The organism is Brevibacillus sp. SAFN-007a (assembly GCF_051967035.1).
Lineage (GTDB): Bacteria > Bacillota > Bacilli > Brevibacillales > Brevibacillaceae > Brevibacillus.
The window spans coordinates 1-17,206 of record NZ_JBQCKK010000008.1 but is presented as its reverse complement, the minus strand read 5'-3'; the positions used below and the strand labels follow the sequence as shown (position 1 = coordinate 17,206).

Annotated in this window: 28 protein-coding genes; 9 read left to right on the top strand and 19 right to left on the bottom strand. The window is 50.9% G+C overall.

The window, feature by feature from the left end; translation table 11 throughout:
• The first annotated feature begins 71 nt into the window (after positions 1-71).
• Positions 72-749 (top strand): O-methyltransferase, encoded by a 678-nt coding sequence (locus ACTHO6_RS11100; RefSeq protein ID WP_440241614.1) that lies wholly within the window; start codon positions 72-74, stop codon positions 747-749.
• A 159-nt stretch (positions 750-908) separates the two neighbouring features.
• Positions 909-1,103: a hypothetical protein gene (locus ACTHO6_RS11095; RefSeq protein WP_440241612.1), complete on the top strand. Its 195-nt coding sequence runs from the start codon at positions 909-911 to the stop codon at positions 1,101-1,103.
• 104 nt (positions 1,104-1,207) lie between these two features.
• Here the strand turns inward: ACTHO6_RS11095 and msrA are convergent, their stop codons facing one another.
• Positions 1,208-1,732, bottom strand: coding sequence for a peptide-methionine (S)-S-oxide reductase MsrA (gene msrA / locus ACTHO6_RS11090; protein ID WP_440241611.1), 525 nt, complete (start codon positions 1,730-1,732; stop codon positions 1,208-1,210).
• Between the two features lie 207 nt (positions 1,733-1,939).
• Here msrA and ACTHO6_RS11085 point away from each other — a divergent pair, with 207 nt between their 5' ends.
• A complete protein-coding gene (locus ACTHO6_RS11085; protein ID WP_440241610.1) occupies positions 1,940-2,419 on the top strand; it encodes a GAF domain-containing protein in 480 nt (159 codons plus the stop codon).
• Between the two features lie 115 nt (positions 2,420-2,534).
• On the opposite strand, the gene ACTHO6_RS11080 is transcribed toward ACTHO6_RS11085, so the two are convergent.
• Positions 2,535-2,741, bottom strand: a complete 207-nt coding sequence (locus tag ACTHO6_RS11080) for a hypothetical protein (protein WP_440241609.1) — start codon at positions 2,739-2,741, stop codon at positions 2,535-2,537.
• Positions 2,742-3,012: 271 nt separating this feature from the next.
• On the opposite strand from ACTHO6_RS11080, the gene ACTHO6_RS11075 reads away from it, so the two are divergent.
• Together ACTHO6_RS11075 and ACTHO6_RS11070 are read left to right on the top strand one after the other, a co-directional pair.
• Positions 3,013-3,513 carry a GNAT family N-acetyltransferase gene (locus ACTHO6_RS11075; protein WP_440241608.1) on the top strand — a complete coding sequence of 167 codons (501 nt, stop codon included), beginning with the start codon at positions 3,013-3,015 and terminating at the stop codon, positions 3,511-3,513.
• A 120-nt stretch (positions 3,514-3,633) separates the two neighbouring features.
• Positions 3,634-3,909 (top strand): hypothetical protein, encoded by a 276-nt coding sequence (locus tag ACTHO6_RS11070; RefSeq protein ID WP_440241607.1) that lies wholly within the window; start codon positions 3,634-3,636, stop codon positions 3,907-3,909.
• Between the two features lie 220 nt (positions 3,910-4,129).
• On the opposite strand, the gene ACTHO6_RS11065 is transcribed toward ACTHO6_RS11070, so the two are convergent.
• Positions 4,130-4,363 carry a helix-turn-helix domain-containing protein gene (locus tag ACTHO6_RS11065; RefSeq protein ID WP_440241606.1) on the bottom strand — a complete coding sequence of 78 codons (234 nt, stop codon included), beginning with the start codon at positions 4,361-4,363 and terminating at the stop codon, positions 4,130-4,132.
• Between the two features lie 248 nt (positions 4,364-4,611).
• On the opposite strand from ACTHO6_RS11065, the gene ACTHO6_RS11060 reads away from it, so the two are divergent.
• The 4 genes from ACTHO6_RS11060 (at position 4,612) to ACTHO6_RS11045 (ending at position 7,951) form a co-directional block, all read left to right on the top strand.
• The gene (locus tag ACTHO6_RS11060; RefSeq protein ID WP_440241605.1) at positions 4,612-5,946 is read left to right on the top strand and encodes an FtsK/SpoIIIE domain-containing protein; all 1,335 of its coding nucleotides are present in this window, start codon (positions 4,612-4,614) and stop codon (positions 5,944-5,946) included.
• Positions 5,939-6,475, top strand: coding sequence for a replication-relaxation family protein (locus tag ACTHO6_RS11055; RefSeq protein ID WP_440241604.1), 537 nt, complete (start codon positions 5,939-5,941; stop codon positions 6,473-6,475). Before ACTHO6_RS11060 ends, ACTHO6_RS11055 begins: the two co-directional genes overlap by 8 nt.
• 12 nt (positions 6,476-6,487) lie before the next feature.
• Positions 6,488-6,913, top strand: coding sequence for a hypothetical protein (locus ACTHO6_RS11050; protein WP_440241602.1), 426 nt, complete (start codon positions 6,488-6,490; stop codon positions 6,911-6,913).
• A 324-nt stretch (positions 6,914-7,237) separates the two neighbouring features.
• A complete protein-coding gene (locus ACTHO6_RS11045) occupies positions 7,238-7,951 on the top strand; it encodes a hypothetical protein (RefSeq protein WP_440241601.1) in 714 nt (237 codons plus the stop codon).
• Between the two features lie 66 nt (positions 7,952-8,017).
• Here ACTHO6_RS11045 and ACTHO6_RS11040 read toward each other — a convergent pair whose 3' ends face one another.
• The 16 genes from ACTHO6_RS11040 to ACTHO6_RS10965 all read right to left on the bottom strand — a co-directional run bounded on the left by ACTHO6_RS11040 (position 8,018) and on the right by ACTHO6_RS10965 (position 17,130).
• Positions 8,018-8,875 (bottom strand): DUF1906 domain-containing protein, encoded by an 858-nt coding sequence (locus ACTHO6_RS11040; protein ID WP_440241600.1) that lies wholly within the window; start codon positions 8,873-8,875, stop codon positions 8,018-8,020.
• On the bottom strand, positions 8,859-9,266 hold the full coding sequence (locus ACTHO6_RS11035) for a phage holin family protein (protein WP_440241599.1): 408 nt from the start codon (positions 9,264-9,266) through the stop codon (positions 8,859-8,861). The genes ACTHO6_RS11040 and ACTHO6_RS11035 overlap by 17 nt, the downstream gene beginning before the upstream one ends.
• A gap of 111 nt (positions 9,267-9,377) precedes the next feature.
• On the bottom strand, positions 9,378-9,512 hold the full coding sequence (locus ACTHO6_RS11030) for a CD1375 family protein (protein ID WP_440241598.1): 135 nt from the start codon (positions 9,510-9,512) through the stop codon (positions 9,378-9,380).
• Between the two features lie 43 nt (positions 9,513-9,555).
• The gene (locus ACTHO6_RS11025; protein ID WP_440241597.1) at positions 9,556-9,672 is read right to left on the bottom strand and encodes a CD1375 family protein; all 117 of its coding nucleotides are present in this window, start codon (positions 9,670-9,672) and stop codon (positions 9,556-9,558) included.
• Positions 9,672-9,860 carry a hypothetical protein gene (locus ACTHO6_RS11020; RefSeq protein WP_440241596.1) on the bottom strand — a complete coding sequence of 63 codons (189 nt, stop codon included), beginning with the start codon at positions 9,858-9,860 and terminating at the stop codon, positions 9,672-9,674. The genes ACTHO6_RS11025 and ACTHO6_RS11020 overlap by 1 nt, the downstream gene beginning before the upstream one ends.
• The gene (locus ACTHO6_RS11015; protein ID WP_440241595.1) at positions 9,857-11,983 is read right to left on the bottom strand and encodes a DNRLRE domain-containing protein; all 2,127 of its coding nucleotides are present in this window, start codon (positions 11,981-11,983) and stop codon (positions 9,857-9,859) included. The genes ACTHO6_RS11020 and ACTHO6_RS11015 overlap by 4 nt, the downstream gene beginning before the upstream one ends.
• A gap of 50 nt (positions 11,984-12,033) precedes the next feature.
• Positions 12,034-12,249: a sporulation protein Cse60 gene (locus ACTHO6_RS11010; protein WP_440241594.1), complete on the bottom strand. Its 216-nt coding sequence runs from the start codon at positions 12,247-12,249 to the stop codon at positions 12,034-12,036.
• Positions 12,250-12,346: 97 nt separating this feature from the next.
• Complete coding sequence (locus tag ACTHO6_RS11005) at positions 12,347-12,622, bottom strand: hypothetical protein (protein ID WP_440241593.1); 276 nt, start codon at positions 12,620-12,622, stop codon at positions 12,347-12,349.
• Positions 12,619-12,903: a hypothetical protein gene (locus tag ACTHO6_RS11000; protein WP_440241591.1), complete on the bottom strand. Its 285-nt coding sequence runs from the start codon at positions 12,901-12,903 to the stop codon at positions 12,619-12,621. The genes ACTHO6_RS11005 and ACTHO6_RS11000 overlap by 4 nt, the downstream gene beginning before the upstream one ends.
• The gene (locus ACTHO6_RS10995; RefSeq protein WP_440241590.1) at positions 12,900-13,463 is read right to left on the bottom strand and encodes a putative phage tail protein; all 564 of its coding nucleotides are present in this window, start codon (positions 13,461-13,463) and stop codon (positions 12,900-12,902) included. Before ACTHO6_RS10995 ends, ACTHO6_RS11000 begins: the two co-directional genes overlap by 4 nt.
• Complete coding sequence (locus tag ACTHO6_RS10990; RefSeq protein ID WP_440241589.1) at positions 13,456-14,514, bottom strand: baseplate J/gp47 family protein; 1,059 nt, start codon at positions 14,512-14,514, stop codon at positions 13,456-13,458. Before ACTHO6_RS10990 ends, ACTHO6_RS10995 begins: the two co-directional genes overlap by 8 nt.
• Positions 14,514-14,951 carry a DUF2634 domain-containing protein gene (locus ACTHO6_RS10985; RefSeq protein ID WP_327920942.1) on the bottom strand — a complete coding sequence of 146 codons (438 nt, stop codon included), beginning with the start codon at positions 14,949-14,951 and terminating at the stop codon, positions 14,514-14,516. Before ACTHO6_RS10985 ends, ACTHO6_RS10990 begins: the two co-directional genes overlap by 1 nt.
• Positions 14,948-15,409 carry a DUF2577 domain-containing protein gene (locus tag ACTHO6_RS10980; RefSeq protein ID WP_327920944.1) on the bottom strand — a complete coding sequence of 154 codons (462 nt, stop codon included), beginning with the start codon at positions 15,407-15,409 and terminating at the stop codon, positions 14,948-14,950. The genes ACTHO6_RS10985 and ACTHO6_RS10980 overlap by 4 nt, the downstream gene beginning before the upstream one ends.
• On the bottom strand, positions 15,409-16,434 hold the full coding sequence (locus tag ACTHO6_RS10975) for an XkdQ/YqbQ family protein (RefSeq protein ID WP_440241588.1): 1,026 nt from the start codon (positions 16,432-16,434) through the stop codon (positions 15,409-15,411). The genes ACTHO6_RS10980 and ACTHO6_RS10975 overlap by 1 nt, the downstream gene beginning before the upstream one ends.
• On the bottom strand, positions 16,431-16,844 hold the full coding sequence (locus ACTHO6_RS10970) for a hypothetical protein (protein WP_327921010.1): 414 nt from the start codon (positions 16,842-16,844) through the stop codon (positions 16,431-16,433). The genes ACTHO6_RS10975 and ACTHO6_RS10970 overlap by 4 nt, the downstream gene beginning before the upstream one ends.
• A 37-nt stretch (positions 16,845-16,881) precedes the next feature.
• Entirely contained in the window at positions 16,882-17,130 is a 249-nt protein-coding gene (locus ACTHO6_RS10965) for a hypothetical protein (RefSeq protein ID WP_440241587.1), read from the bottom strand.
• Positions 17,131-17,206 lie beyond the last annotated feature (76 nt).

Sequence of the window (17,206 nt, the reverse complement as noted above, 5' to 3'; positions counted from 1 at the left end):
CTGATTTTGCCAGATCCGGACGCTCTTTTCGCCAGGATGGTTGTAGCCTTGTCATATAAAGGAGGGAACCCATGAACAGCGAACAATGGACAGCCGTAGACGCGTATTTTACGCAGAAATTCGTTCCAGCCGATCCCTTTCTGGAAGCTGCGCTGGAAAACAACGCTTCCGCTGGCCTTCCGTCGATCGACGTCACGCCCAATCAAGGAAAATTTCTCCATCTGCTGGCGCGCATCCAGGGAGCCCGGACGATTTTGGAGATCGGGACACTCGGCGGCTACAGTACGATTTGGCTGGCCCGCGCCTTGCCTGCCGACGGTCGGCTCATCACGCTGGAAGTGGCCCCGAAGCATGCCGAGGTGGCCCAAGCCAACATCGCTCGCGCCGGGCTTGAGTCGGTGGTCGAGATCAGACTTGGAGACGCCTTGGACAGCCTCTCCGCGCTCGCGGATGAAAAACAGGGGCCGTTTGACCTCATCTTCATCGACGCCGACAAGAAAAACAATCCGGACTACTTCCGCTGGGCGCTGAAGCTCTCGCGAAAAGGCAGCATCATCATCACCGATAACGTGGTACGCAATGGGGCCGTCCTCGACGAAGCCAGCAGCGATCCGAACGTTCTCGGCATCCGGCAATTTGCCGATCTGGTCGAAAACGAGCCGACGGTGAGCGCGACTGCCATTCAAACGGTGGGCAGCAAAGGCTACGACGGCTTTGCCATTGTACTGGTGACGGAAGATCCGCGTTGATGAACGTTCCCGACCATCTGTGAAGAACCCCCGTCGTTTGCGCTTGCTGCAAAGACGGGGTTGGTTTATTTCCTCTTCCGCAACCAAAAACTACCGACACGAACACTAGACATACAAAGAAGGAAGGCGCTGCCCACATTTCCAGGAGGTGTCTGCCGGATGGAACCGCTCATTGGCTTTGGCTTGCTTGCTTGTTTGTCCATCACGCTTTTTCTCGCACTCGAAAGGCTGATCGAGCGCAGCCTGCCCACCGACAGCTTGTTGGCAGGCGTGATGCTCAAAACGATGCTGTTTCTTCTCGTCTGTGCGTTCGTCTATTTGACGTTGCCCTGGTTTAGCAGTCTGTTTGTCTAAACGGTGCCGTTCGAAAAAACGTGCACGCCGAAGGAGACGGCGCTGGATGGGACGGTCGCAGCAGCCTGTGCAGCTCTGCTACGGTGCTGTTGTTGCTGTTGCGCCTATGTCGTTTTCTTCCAATGCTCCTGAATGTACGCATCGCGCCCTGATTTTTCGCGGTCTTCCTTGTAATGCTTCGGATTTTTCTTGTGATAGTTCTGGTGGTATTCCTCTGCCGGATAAAAAGGGGCCGCAGGCAAAATTTCCGTGACAATCGGCTTGGAGAATCGGCCGCTCGCTTCCAGCGCTTTTTTGGACTGGACGGCCAGCTCGTACTGCTTTTCATTGTGCGTAAAAATCGCCGTCCGATACTGGCTGCCGCGATCATGAAACTGCCCGTCAGGATCAGTCGGATCAATTTGCTGCCAGTACAGCTCCAGCAGTCTTTCGTAAGGAAACAGCTCCGGGTCGAACGTAATTTGGACCGCTTCCCAATGTCCGGTTTGCCCTGTTTTCACTTGTTCGTAGGTGGGATTCTCGACCGATCCCCCTGTATACCCCGAGACGATGCCCCCGATCCCGGGCAATTCTTCGAACGGAGTAACCATGCACCAGAAGCATCCTCCGGCAAATGTCGCTTTTTCCATGTTGTCTCTTGCCTCCTATCCCTGCCTTGCTTGCGACGAAAAGAGTGTCGTCGTCTTTCTTCATTGTACAAGAGCCTCCTGTCTGCTTCTAGCAAAACTTGGGAGCATCCGCACACTCCCGGTGAATTTGTCAGAGCCAATTCCCACGCAAATGCTTTATAATGGCGGAGTAGACCAACAGACGATCAGCGTGGGGAGGAAGCTTTCATGTTCAAAGTCGAAAAGTTTCAAGGAAAAAGAGAAGACCAGTACGAATTGGTCATCAAACAACTAGAGGCGCTGCTGGAAGGCGAATCCAACCAAATCGCCAATTTGGCAAACGCCGCCGCTTTGCTGAACCAATTTTTCGAGGAAGTCAACTGGGTCGGTTTTTACCTCAACGACGGGAATGAGCTGGTGCTTGGACCGTTCCAGGGGCTGCCTGCGTGCGTACGCATCCCGTTTGGTAAAGGCGTGTGCGGTACCGCAGCAGAGAAGCGGGAAACCGTTCGTGTCGCAGATGTGCACCTGTTCCCCGGCCATATCGCTTGCGACGCCGCATCCGAATCGGAGATCGTCGTGCCGATCATAAAAGACGGCCAGCTTCTCGGCGTGCTCGATATCGACAGCCCGCGCAAAAACCGTTTTGACGAAGTGGATCAGCTTTATCTGGAAAAGTTCGTGCAGGTGCTGGTGCGCTTTTTGTAGGGATGCGGAATGTGTATCCTTTTTTGGCTACGAAAAAAGAGCAGGTTTTCTCTGCTCTTTTTTTGCTTCGCCGGAATCGGCTCCTGGTAGCGATAATCGTTGCTGTCCCAATCGTTTACTTTTGTGCGCGTCTTTGGCTCTCCAGCAGCTCATCGAGCTTTTGATTGCGCTCGCGGTCAAGCTGTATTTTTGCTTTCATGAAGCTAAGCGTTTTCCCGATCGCATAAATCACAAACGCGTAAAACAGCAGCACCGGGAGGAAAACGATCAATTGAACCAGCGTTGTGCCCCATTCCAAAGAGACAGCGCCAAAATCCAGCACAGTTCCAGCCCCCTTTCTCTCTCCTTTTGCCAGACTGGATATTTCCAGAAGACAGAATTCTTTTTTATATTACCACTATCTGACAAATGCGCAAACTGTGCGTCGCTCTTTCCCTTCGGACTGCCAAAAGCCAAACTATCTCCCTTTTTATTCCATTCCCTTCCGGAACATAATACCCTATCTACTAGAAGGCAGAGAGGAGACTTTTTATGAAATGACTGGCTTATTTAGGGGCAGGGTTGTTGACAAAAAGCTACAAAGGGTGATGTTCGTGTTGCACATTCGCAAGGTCCATATGGACGATCTGCCGCAGCTTGTCGCCATAGAGCAGCTCTGTTTTTCGGAAGAAGAGGCGGCAACGAAAGCGGCGTTTGAAAAACGGATTCAGATGATTCCGGACAGTTTTTATGTGGCCGAAGAAAACGGGGACATCGTAGGGTTCATAAACGGCCCCGTCATCGAAACTGCCTACATAACGGACGATTTGTTTACGCACATCAAGAAAAATCCGGCAACCGGCGGGCATCAAAGCATCTTGGGACTGGCGGTCCACCCGCATTTTCAAAAGCGCGGTATCGCCGCAAAGCTGCTGCTGCACCTGGAACAAGAAGCAAGACAGAAACAGCGGGAAACGATCACCCTAACCTGCAAAGAAGGTTTGATCGGCTATTACGAAAAGCATGGGTACGCCAACAAGGGCCTCTCCGATTCTGAACATGCCGGAAAGAAGTGGTACAATCTGGTAAAGGTTTTATCGTCATGTTTCGCGTAGGATTGTGATGATAAAGCGAGCGGATGCGCTCGCAAGCTTTTGACAAGCTTGTAACAGCATTTACCCCACCATCATCGTTTGGAGGGGTTCATTTTGCTTGCCTAAAGGAGGACTGACTCCATGAAAAGGTTCTCGGATTTTACCCAATTCATCTTATTGCTACTCTTCTTTATTCTCCTCTCTATCCTCTTCCCCTATTTGAAAGGACCTGCTCCCACACCAGTTGAAAGCGCGGCCAGTGGTTCACGCCAAGTTTGGGAGTGTGGCTTTGGCCCACAATCTACTGAAGGCGTGAAGGCGGCGAGTATCCGCCTCGCCACTTTCCGGCAAAAGCAAAAGAACCAAAAAAGTTGGACGGAAAGCATTACGTTTTCCCGCCCAACTTTTTTGGTTTGAGACGTAGTAGATAGCCCCTTTTTCAAGAGCGTTCGTATGGAGCGGGTGATGGGAATCGAACCCACGCCGCTAGCTTGGGAAGCTGAAATCTAGTGCTTATTATGTCCGAGTAAATCTTAAAAACCCTTGAAAATCAAGGGTTTTTCTTGTTCGTATCCGTTCGTAACCGTGTGAATTTTCGAGAGTCCGAGTAAAGATCGTCCCCAATTCGTCCCCCTGTTCATGCGTTTTTTGAAGGCCAAAACGACTCGATGGTTATTGTCGGGTCGATCCTTTTTAACACAGCAACAATCTTCACCATGTTTGAGTAGGTCGGCATGTGCCCTGGCTTTGATGCAGCGTTACTGATGGTGCTATTTGTTACCCCACTTTCCCGGGCAAGCCACTCTTGTTTGATGCCGCGTTTATCTAACCACTCACCAAGAAGTGATCGTGTTTTCCCCAATCCGCTCATTCCTTGCCCCCTTTTCCAACACATTGTATTTTTACTAAATTCAATGGAATAATGGACAATCCCTGCTGCATCCCTTAGTAACACAAGATGATTCGCAACGATGTTCGCTTTACCATTCGCTTTGCTGGCGTATCCCTGGAACACCGAAACGAACGGGAAAACGCGGTAGCCACAATGGATCTGCGCCAGAGTACGAGTTCGTTTTTACCGCAACTGTTTCTAACGAAACAACAGTGAGGTGGTGCAGTTTGCTTTTGGAAATCGTGTCATCCGCATTGATGGGAGGGATAGCCCTTTATGCACAGACAAAAAAATCTGGCGCCACAAATGACAGCGCCAAGCTTAACAAGATTTTTTCGCTGACCGGCCTGAACATCCGAGATGGAGATAAAACCTGCACGGCGCAGCTCGTCAAAAAAGTGAACCACGCATGGGGAACAGAGTACAGGTACAGGATTCCCCTCGGTCGCAGTTTCGAGGACTACCAGGCGAAGCTGAACCACATCCAAGACGGTCTGAATAACCGCAAGACAACGTTGCAGTTTACCTGGTCAGACGTCAAGGCATTGGATCGCGCGCGGCCCCTGCTCCCCCAGATCAAAGCCCTAGTCACAAAGAAAAAGGCTGCGAAAAAGGAAGTTGAACTGAGTTATGACGGTCTGCTCAAGGTTAAGGTTTACAACCATCCCCTCCCCACGCTGGTCAAGTATGAGGACGTTTACGCTCCTGGAGGATGGTCCGTGCCAGTTGGGCAGATCCGCGAAGGCAACACCATCGTCCATCATGACTTTGAACAGATCCCGCATATGGTTATCGGCGGCGCTACCCGGTACGGCAAGAGCAACTTTTTAAACATGGTCATCACAACCTTACTGGCGCAGCAGCCGGAAAACGTGCGCTTTACGTTGATCGACCTCAAGGGCGGCGTGGAGTTTGCGGGCTACCGCGATATGAAGCAGGTCGTCCACTATGCAGAGGAACCGGAGGAGGCAGAGGCGGCGCTACAGGCCATCGTAGAGGAAATGAGAGGGAAACAGTCTGCCCTCAAACAAAAGGGCGTCAGAAACGTCCAGGAAGCAAAAGACCCGAACCGACATTTTATCATCGTTGACGAGGTCGGCGAACTCAATCCAGACGAGGCCGTGACCAAGGAAGAACGCCAGCTCAAAGAGCGCTGCCAAACCTACATGAGCCAGATCGCGCGGCTTGGTGCCGGGCTAGGCTACAGGCTCATCCTTGCCACGCAATACCCAACCGGGGACGTGATACCTCGCGCATGCAAGCAAAACGCTGACGCGAAGCTGTGCTTTCGGGTGCAGACGGCCACCGCATCCCGCGTCGTCCTGGATGAAACCGGAGCCGAGCTGCTGCCGGAGATACGAGGTCGTGCCATATACCAGACTGCCGGCAAGCGGCAAATCGTGCAGACGCCTTTCATAGACACGCAAGCTATCCAGCGGATCGTCAAGCCTCATATCGCCATTAAGCAGAGAAAGGAGCAGAACGATGCGGGCCACAATCAGCAGAGTCGAACGGCAGGAGCAAATCCTCCGCAGCCTGGACAGATTCGTTTTTTTGAGTAGACAACAACTGCAGCGCCTCCACCGACTGGGCGGTGATCGCAATGCACAGAAGGTGCTCAAGCGAATGGAAGAGTGCCTGTACAGCTTTCGGGAGGAAGGTTATGGCGCTGTTTACTATCTCAACCAGATCGGCCGGCAGATGATTGGATCACAGAAAGTTGTCCGCCGCACCCTCCAGACTAGGCACACGCTTATGCGCAACGACTTCTTTTTCTATGCTGGTTGTCCGGCCAGCTGGAAAAACGAAATGAAGGTCACAGACGGAAAAGCAACTCTTGTTACGGACGCGCTATTCATCAAGGATAAAAGGTATCACTTTTTGGAAGTCGACAATACGCAGAGCATGGCGGAGAACGGTTTGAAGGTCAAGAAGTACAGGGAAATGTTCGAGCGAGGGGTTTTCCAGCTGGAGTTTGGTTACTTCCCTGCCCTCCACGTTGTCACAGTCAGCAGGAGCAGGGTAAAACGGTTTGTGGAGATGTGCCAGGGCATGCCTGCCCGGGTTTACTGCATCGAAGATATACGCTAAGGAGTGATCGGCATGGCAAGGACAGAAGTGATTAAATTTCGTGACTTCATGGACGGGACGTGGAAGGACCCAGGCAAAAAGAACGATTTGAAAAAGGTCACAGACGCGCTCATAAAAGCAGGGGCCATGATTCCGTTAGCACTCGCTTCTGCAGTACACGTAAGCGCCGCAGAGAGCCTTACAGCGTCTGCTACGCAGGTTGTAGCTGGCACAACGCTCCAGGTACTAGCTCATGCGCTTGATCCACTGACGCAGATACTTGTTGCCATTTCACTGCCTGTTGCATCTGTGGTCATGATCGGGGGTTGCTTCTTCTTCATGTTTGGGCAGGCCGATCGGGCTTGGTCAACCATCCAAAACGCCGGACTTGGATACATCCTGATCCAATTGTCTCCCCTGTTTATCAAGGTATTAGAGCAGGTTGGCAAGAGCATATAATCAGAAACCCGCCTCTGCTTAGTGCGGAGCCGGGTCATCTTTCTTTTTCCGGATGCGAAGCCTGTTCAGACAGGCTAAACCCCTATAAGCTGATCGATGGGTATCCACCAAAAGTCTTCGTCTCGCAAAAGTTTAATTTGTCGGTACTGCATATCGATGCGCTTCACGACGCCCCATTCCGTAAAAATCCGCCCGAGCTCCCCCACCCCAAATAGAAACGTATTGAAATTAAAATTGACAATTAAAATTTTCACTAAATCCTTCCTAGCAGAAGCGTTTTTCAAGTATACTGAGGTCGAAGCTACTGGAAAGGTGGTGTAATATTTGAGAAAATACCTTCCATACGGGATCGTTCTACTGGGCGTTGTAATTTTTGTGTACGCAGGAATTAGAGGCTCAACTCCGTTGCCCGAATCTAACTGGGATCCAGTCGCTTTTCTTTTAGGTGTGTGCGGTTTAGCAGCTGCTATTTCAGGTCTCGGCTTTGCTTTGTATGGTTATTTCAATACACATCATGCCGAAAAAATAATTGATGAGAAGTTAGAGTCAAAACTTTCCGAGCGACTTGAAGCTCTAGACAAAGAAAATTTGAAGATGCAAGAAGCTATGCAAAAGTTGATGACTGCCTATAGTTTTCAGTTCAGTGAAAATCAACATGATAAAGAACTGGCTATTTCCTTGTTTGAACAGGCTGTAGAGACTTACCCTAAACTATTCAATGGTTACACGTCGTTAGCTTATGCGTATTGGTACTCTAAGCAAGATATTATCAAGGCAAAAGAGTACTTTCATAAGGCAATCGAGACGTTTCCTGAATCTTATGCCTGCATCAATGACATGGCCCGTTTTTCTGCCCATATTAGGGAATATACTGACACATATCTATACCTTAAAAAGTTATTGGATATGAAACCTGATGAGTACAAAAACATCGAAAGTGACCAGGAGTTTGAAGGGTTTAAGAAAGCGCATAAGGAAAAATTCGAGGATTTAATAAACGGAGCTATTGAAAAGGTTAGAATACAAAGCCGTATCTAAAACAAAAGCCCTCTGGTAGTTGATACCAGAAGGGCTTTTGCAGTTTACAGGTATTGTTTGAGCCAGTCAGCCACGACAGGATGAGCAACGTTTATCGCGTTGGCTGCGGCGCTGGCGGCGCTGCGGCGCTGGCGGCGCTGTATCGCCTTTGCGCAGCCGATTGAGCAGCGCAAACAGCATCCATTGCGGCACCGGATCATCCAAGCTGGCCGTATGGTCCGACGTCAGCAGCCCCGCGGCCAGCAACTCGTCGTGGTCCTGCCGTTTCCATTCGGGTATTTCCGGAGGATTGGCGGCGGGCTTGCCCACAGGTTTTTCCACCACCTGTGGGCGAGTATCCCACCATCCCTCACCGCCGTAAGATTCATTCAGATCGACCGAGTGCCCGGCCAACGTCTGGCCGTTCTTGTACTGATAGATGTTCGCTCGCGCTGACTTCTTCCCCGCGCTCCACGCGTACGTTTGCCAAAAGTGTTTGGCCGCGCCGCGCTTTGCCATCTCTTCGATTACATCATATTCGGCGTAGACCCCCATCTCGTAGCCCGGTATCTTGGTCGCCGCTGCGCGCAGGTACGCCTCAATCGCAGGGTAGTCCTTCGCTGTAGCATCAAAGTCCACAGCAAAATAAATGGCGCTGCCGATCGGTTGCCCGATGAGCTGCGCCTCTTTGTATGCTTCGGCTCCATCCTCCAGCCCGGCTACAGCCCCACCTGCCGGCCGATTGGCAGTTGTCTCAAACACGGATACTACTCTCATCCCGGCCGCCGTGATCACCTCTGCTTCTGCCCGCGTCAGACGCTTCCAGGCCAGCCGCTCCGGCACCAGGTAGCGCACCGCGAACTTGTAGCCTGCTGCGGCGATCGCTTTTGCTTTATCGGCTGTAAGTGGAGCTGCGCAATCGATTCCTTTAGTTGTTGCTGGCATCTTGACCACCCTTTCCTTTTAACACTTCGACAGCCTTTTTGATCGGCGTCGGAACAGGGAGCCCCACTCGTCCGGCATTCTCGATGATGCTCAACAATTCGTTCGCCAGGTAGAAAAATATCGTCGCGTCGCGCAATACGTGCTGGTCGCCGAGGGCTGTGTCGATCAAGTGAGCAATTGCGACCATCGCGAAAATGAAGACCTTTCGCGCGATTCCTGCCAGCCCGACTCGGCTTGCAAGCTTACCCTCGACTCCTGCAGCCATGACCCCAGTAATGTAATCGATGATGACAAAGGTCAGCAAGACGGCGAGAAGTGGCGACCATCCACCCCACAAGAACGATACGGCTGCACCGCCTACTGCTATTGCTGATTTAAAGATGTTTTCCATGCTCTCTCTTCCTCTCTCCCTCGGCGGGCAATAAAAGTAGCCACGCTAGGCACGAGGCTGGCTGTCAGTCTTGGTGTCACGAAAAAACGCCCTCTCCACTAGGAAAGAGCGTTATGCCAAAGGCTTTCCGTCTGTACCCAGACCCAATGCCTCCAGATCAGTTTGTACGGCTGGTTGCAGGCCCGTCGGCACGCTCTCAAACGTGCGACGCCCCGCGACAATCAGAGCAACGTAGATCGCTACCATGGTTTCCTCACCTCCTCCCAAGGCAATCAGCCAGAGGCCGAGATTAACCAGCGCTGCTGTCAGCATCAAGCATCGCCTGCACTTCCTCCCGCAGATTTTCCGGTACCTGGTCGATCGTTCGGCGTCCGGCCTTTACGAGGTTGTAGTAGATTTGAGTCATTACGACGCTTCTCCCTTCAGCGCCAGCAGCTCTTCGTATACCTCGGCGAGCGCCTCCATAACCATGAGGGTCTCTTCTTTGGATGCTGCGAGCTCGTTTTCCAGTTGGGCAATTCTGGCCTTGTCGTCCACCAATTGCTCCTGCCTGATCTGAGAGATTGGTTTGACGTTTTTCACCTTCAAACTCAATCGAATGCACCTCCGTAGCCGTTGAGCAGCACTCGCTCAGCCGCCGTTCCTTTCGCCAAGACAACCCAAATATTAATGCCCCAATCTGCAGCCGTTTTGACCGTATTGGTGAAAAGATACCCGCGGCCGCCACGCACTGCGCTAGTGGCATCCTCCCACGTCGGACTTGCGTCGAAGGCATTGTTACATACCTTCACACTCTCGATCTCCGCTCCTGTAGGGAGATACTTTTCAAGCGTCACCAGCACGCGCTCCGGCATGCCATCCAGCGTAAAATGCGCGGCTACGTCCGGATTGTCAAAGTCCAGCATAAACTCAATGTGTGTCTCTGTGCGGACAAAGGTGTATGTCCTCGTCGACATCAACCCTTTACTGTCCGTTGCCTCCACGGTCAATGTGTGCGGCGTGTCCAGGTCCAGCCTGATCCACTTGTCATGAGGTATGGTCACCGTTTCTTGGCGCCCGGCGCCCCCAGCAAACGTGCGGATGAGTTGACCATTGATCTTCTCGGTGACGGTAAAGCCGTCCCCCTCCGGCTCTGTGACGGTGTAGGTCTGGCTCGGCGGCGTGCTGATCGTCCCGAGGTTTGTGTTTGATCCGCTGATCGTTGGCGGCCGGTTGTGTATGACGGTAAACGTCCGCGTCACCTGGCTGGATACCCCGCCCGGTTGATCGTCCTCCGCCCACACGGCCAGCGTGTGATTGGTGCCCTCCGCGAGATCCGCTCCTACCACGTCCGTCGCGCCGTCCCACAGACGCTTGTTGCTGTAGGTCAGCGTCTTGGCAAAAGAAATAGGCGTGCTGCCGTTGGATACCCCGGATTGCAACGCCCTTGCCGTGCCGTTATTGACTTTGTACTTGATGGTCACCACGTTGCCGCTGTCCGAGTCGGTTGCCGAGCCTCCGATCTGCAGCGTGTTACCTTCTGATAATACGAGATTATTGGAAGGTGACGTGAGCGTGAGTGTTGGTGGGTTGTTGGTGATTGGTTCGAGGACAAACACCCCAGCCACACCGTTCGATGCTGCGTTTAATGTCGTTGTCATATCGCTTACTGTTTGCGTGCGCAGTGTGTGCAAGTAGCGTATCGACATCTCAAATCCGCCTCTTGCGTTTTGAAAATCCTCTTTTTCTGCGTAACTTAATGGTGGAGTGGCTGTGTATCCAATTGCGTTCCAATTGCTTAAAACGAACAATGCCTTGTCGACAGAAACGTTAATTGGAGCAGGTGGCATGTATGCAGTCACTGTGCCCGTATTTGCTTGGCTAGTGTTCAAAACGCTTTTAACATTACGGAAGGCATATAGAACAATGGTTGTGTACTTTGCAGCAGACGTGATTTGAAAAGTAGGCGCTGTCTCCCCGGTCTGCATCTTCTTATACGCAATTACGTAGCGCCAAGCTTGCCCTGTTCCATTGCTAAGAAGCGACCACCCAGGAGGGAGTGCAAATGTACTTGTTTCGGAATAAATGATCCAATGAGCAATTAAATAATCACCTGAAACCGCCCCAGTTGGGATTGTAGGAGTAATGCTAGAAACTTCAGCAGATGAGTAACTGTTACTTTGTCCCACATACTCCACCTGTTTTTTGCCTGTTGTCGGGATGGTGTAGTCGATCTCCAAAATAGGACGGTTGGTATTGGTCGTGTGATCAAATGAGTCGAATTCAACATAATGGACAACAGACTCATCTTGCCTTTTAATTAACAGACCGTTATTCGTAGCGCCATTTACCCAGTCTTGCACAAGGTTCTTTATATCAACGGTATACAGTCCGTTTGCTGCAACTGTAAAACTGGCGGATGGAGTAGTGTCGAATGGAGGTTGAGTGTTCCAATTTGTTGAGTTATCCCAAATTCCGGTGATTTTATGGATGTCTAGTTGTCCACCTGCCCCATTATTAGTATACGACTGCTTTAATTTCAGTGTCGCGCTGTTAATGATTGCGTCATTAGGCACTAGACCCAAATCGAATTTAAGCAGACCGCGAATGTTACCTGGTGAACTAGAATGACCAACACGAATTACGGTTGATGTTCCTTGTGTGTTAGTAGGGGCGAATGATTCTACGAATGTATCCTGCGTGACAGAATTTAATTTGCTTAGAGTAACTACAGGCATGTTTCTCCCCCTTTCCTCGTGCAAAAGAAAAAGCCGCTCGGGTGAGCAGCTTAGGTAATGTATTTTTTGTATACTATCATTACAACCGTAGAATAAACATCGTTGTGCTCACTAGGATTTGGCGAAGACACGCCGTGACTCATCTTAATATCGATTATGTCTTCAGGCTTTAAATGGTGAAGGAAATCATTTACTTTATCTTGAAGCTTTGATTCCATATGATGTTGAAATATTTCCGTTTGAACAATTTGTCTAAGCACTTTCACTTCTATCCCCCCTCTCCATCCCTATTTTCCAACAATTAGCAATAATTGTCCATCCCCCTACCAATGGCCGTTATCGGCAGGTTTCCAGATCATAGCATCATACCTCCAGGCGGCTTTGCGCCTCGTTGTAGTAGCCGCGGATCACTTTGATCGAGTCGATTGATGCAAGGTCATCGTTAAAGTTATTGAGGGTGAAATTGTCGGGTAACGTGGCCTCCAGCGTGTTTACTCGCGTTTTTAGGTTGGACACATCCGCCTGCAGCTGCGCCAACTGGACGTGAGCGTTATTGATCCCATTTTCCCATCGGTTGATGTCCTGTTCCGTGACATCATCATCGTATTTCCAGTCCAGTTTTGGATCATAACTACTCATCTTGCCTCCCCCCTGACCTCAAACTCAAAACGGAATGCTAGTCGTTGCTGGTCTGCAACGGTGATATTGGCTGCCCTCTCGGTGATCAGGTTTCCATTATCGTCGTACAATTTGATGGATGTGACTTCTGTGATTCCCTGCTGGCTCAATGTTTGCACGATGATCGATCGGCCATCTCGGGTGACGCTTTGAATCGGCACCGTGTGATTGTTTACAACAAGAGAGCCAACCCGGTTTTTCAGGTCTTCAGCGGCTCGCCCCAGGTAGGCATTGTCGATCATAATGTCACCTCGCTTTGATACCTCAATGGCTTCATCCCGACTCGGAACTCGGACACCTTGTGGTATCGCCGATGGTGAACGATCACCTTATCCGATATCACCAGGGCGGAGTTATTTTTTAGGTCATACTCCACATCGATATGTGCCGGCTTGACGTCCTCCAGCGCGGCAGCAACAACCGCCAAGTCTAGGTCTGTCAGTTCGTCAAATTGGATTTTGATTCTGCCAGTAAAGGTTACGCGGCTGACTCTATCCGTAAAAGCGCTCACGATGGCATGGGCAAGGGGAGCCGTAAACTTCCCTGCTCCCCGCATCTTGGCGATGACGGACGACCTGCGAGCTTCCAGGGTTTTTGACGGATCGGTCTTGATCCCGTACTCGTACTCATAGATAACGAGAGCCCATGTAGCCGTGCTAACGTCCATCTGGGCACGCAGATCTGTTATCGCCTCTTCTCTGCTGACATACTGCGGCAATTCGGCGTCAAAGATCGCCTGGTAAAGCTTTGATTTGCGCTGAAACGGTTGCAGCCGTTTGAGCATTTCGTCGGCCCTAGACATTCACTGTCACCGTCCCTAATACTGCTACTTCTTCAGTTCCGACTGAAACATTTGCTGCCCCGCCGTTGATCGTCAACCCAGAGTAGTCCTCTACGCCATCGCTTTCCAGAATAGTCGCCCCCACTTTCGCATAGCTGACGATCGACTCTGCGAAGGCGATCCCTTTGAGGTACTGTGTCAAACTCATTGAGATATTTTCTGTTGCCTGTTGCAGCGTATATCCGGCTGATAACGTAATGGTGACGGACACATTGATATTTACTCCAGCGGCGCTGACTACCGTTGCAAAAGCTCCGAGTGGAGCCGCCCCCTCGCCTGTTCCCGTTACTCCTGGGTCAATGTACTCCTGAACGTCCGCTACGATTGCCGGACTTGCAGGCTTTTTGTCACTGTCGATGATGACTACCTTGACCGTGTTGTCACCAGCCCAGAGTGGTATGACGCGGGCGTCGCCTACACCAGGTACTTCCTTTGCCCAGTTTTTGTAGTGGGCTTTATTGCCGCTCGTGGCGGGTGTACGAATGCGCTCGTAGTAGCGCTGCAGTAGATCGTCGTCAGATTCAGCGTCAAACCCATCGGCAGTAGGACTAGGGTTAGTAACAGCCGTTAACCCGGCCAGCGTAACTGGAAACAGCGTGATGGTGTTTGCCGGTACGTTGCCGTCGGCTCCAGCCACGACTGCCTCGATGCTTACCGTGCCACTGCCCGAGATTGCCTTTGTCTCTGTCACCCGGAACTGGATTCCACCTGGCGTCTCTACCAAATCGCCTATGCGCACCATCCCTGTCCCCGCCAGCGTCGCCGTACCAATGGCATGTGTTGCTGGTTTGCGCCCAATTCCTGTGCGCTCATATATACGCTGTTCCAGTTCTTCTCCTGTCAAGGTGCGTATATCCAGCTTCTTCTTAGCTGCTTCGATAGCAGCATCTACTTTTTCAAACTGCTCTGCAGCTGGCGCAAGTGCATCATAAAAAAAGTTGCCTGGCCGTTTGTCATGCTCATCAGAAACAGAGGTAAGCATGTCCATCAATATGGCATCTTTATTTGCCACTACACCGTCACCTCTCCGCTCGTTACTCCGTAAATACTGGTCACGTCGAATTCAACTGATAGCCGTTCGCCATCCTGCGTAAACTTGAAATTGGCTACTTGCGTAATAGCATCGTTTTGTAGCAAAGCCTCACGAATCATCCGCTCGTACTCAGCGCGAGAAAAGTCCGGATGGAAGTTCTGCCCGATCAACGAGTGGTGTTCGCTGCCGTATCCCGTTCCTGCGTAAATCAGACTATCCTTTACCGTTCGCAGCGCCTTTTCGATCCAGACTTTGATGTACTCGATTCCAGTTACCTCAACCAGCTTGCCATCCCGCAAAACAAAATCACCCGCCTGGAAATCCCACAAAAACGTTTTGTGAACGGTTTGGGATCTCGCTTGACGGGTGATCTCTGTAGCTGGCATTTCCAGCTGAGCAATCTGTGGTAGGCTCATGTCACGGCCTCCTTCCAGACTTTATCCATGACGAACCATAGCTGCAGCGACTCATCCGGTTGAATGATTACCTCGTCGCCTTCCTTCAGTCCATCAACGAAAGTGATTGTTGCATTTAGCTTATTTTCGTGGCTTTCCGGTACGGTCGGAGGAACGTCTATGCCGATGATTCGCTCGGTAACGTTTCCGCCGGGATTGTAGAATGTTATGCGCGCGGGATATTCCGGGTTGTTTCCCGATAACTTGAGGTCAGTCAACTCGACTTTCCGGCAGTAACCCGCCATCAGGCTTTCGCTAATAATTAAGTGCCGTTGCTCCAAGATGATACTCTCTCCATACTGGATGCGTAACGGACTTGCGGAAATAACCTTACCAACTCGCGGAGCTGTGCTCACTGGGTTACGGTTCTCCTTGTGCATGGCTACTATCAACTGAGCAAGTCTATCGAGGCTGTCCATTACTTCACATCCTCCGGCAAAGCCAAAGTTAGCTCCATCGTATGCACTTGATTTTTCACCTCATGCTTGGCGGCAATAATCATAAATCGGCCTTTCATGCCCGTTACTGGTTCGGTCACATCCCAAAGCCTACCTGCCTTAAAGGCGACATCGCCCATGACTTTCAAACTGTTCGTCTCGTGTATCCGATTAAGTCGTTGCAAAAGAATACGCGCAACTTCGCGACCTTTTGCTGCATCTTCCGCCTCGATTTTGAACGTTTCTTCGAGAAGACCATACTTCATGATGGCCGACTCATCCTGCGCTACGGCAACCACTTCATATTTCGGCTTCGTTTTTTCTTTGTCATCCCGCTCGATCAGGATTTTTACTCGATTTCGCATTTCTTCGATGGAACGAGAGCGATCGGCGCCCAAAGGATTGGCCAGGATATCAACTGGCGCAATATTATCCGCCAGTTTGAAGGTTCCTTTGATAACTAGCTCTTTCATTTCCTCAAAAAATATTTTGCCTTCGCGCATTTCTACGTTGTATCGTTTGCCAGTGGCTTTCTCGTGGCGCTTATAGATCGTTTCGATGATCTCTGCCGGACTTTTCTCCAAAAAAATGTCGTCGATGATCGTATTCATATCAGGCACCTTACCGACAAGCATGCCGAAGTCTTTCAAGATTTTCAGTATGGCCTGCGAGGCTGATATCTTGTTGAACTGGTAGACGCTTTTAGACCTGCCAAGATACCAAGCGTAGTCATAGACTCGATATTTGATCGCTTGCCTTCCGCTCCTACCTTCGCTGATGATGACTCCCCGGTAAACCTCTTTTCCATCTTTGGAAAGCAGCACAACGTCGCCCAGTTCACATGGGTTCACTGGAAAAAGCTTGGCATCTGTCCAACTGATGTCAAATTCCAGTGCCGACATTAGCGACAGGTTCGAGTCCCACGACATGCTTCCGACCAGCGGTGTAATATCGTAACTTTTATCGCCAGCATTTTTTATCAGTGTCAGTGCAAACAAATCTGTCACCTCCGCGCCGTTGAAACGAATGTGAATTCAGTCATCTGCAGGGTGTAGTCGATATCGCCACTCCTTCCCACGCCCCACTCGAACTCATCGATAGTGACAGGCATGTTTAGTGACTTGCTTCCCCCTGAGTCCACAATCACCAAGCGAATCGGTACTCGAAGCTCACGCCATCGCTCGATGGTGTCAACATAGGCCATCCCCCACATGCTGCGGTTTCGCAAGAACGGATAGTCGCGGATTGGAAAGAAGCTCTTGATCTCCACGGTTCGGAGCCCTTTTAGCCCGATCAGATTCAACGACTGCTGCAGCCCTTCCACTTTCTCGTTGTTCCACGGAGACGGCACATTGTAACTTGCTGGAGGGACGGGTAGTTGCATGATCTCTTTGTTGTTGGAGTGCGATAGAAACACGTTAATCAAGATAGCTCCCCCCCCCCTTTAACTAACGTTACGTGGACCACATATGACGCTCAATGCGCCCAAGCAGGCTGTCTGCCAAGTCTAACGGTGAGAGATTCTCGCGCAGTTGGGCCTTCGTGTTTTTGTCGGTCGCTTTTGTGTTTTGGGCGAGTGCAGCTGTATTGGCGCTTAGTGCGTCCTCAAGCTTTTTGTTACGAGTTGAAGCGGCAGCGCGGGCTTCTTGCTGCTCACGCCGCGCCTGATTGATGTCATCCTGTACCCCGGAGCCACTACGCATGGATCGGTTACACTAAGTTGGACAGAAAAAATAAGGGCTTGTAGAATAAACCTATTATGTTAAGGAGCGGATCTCT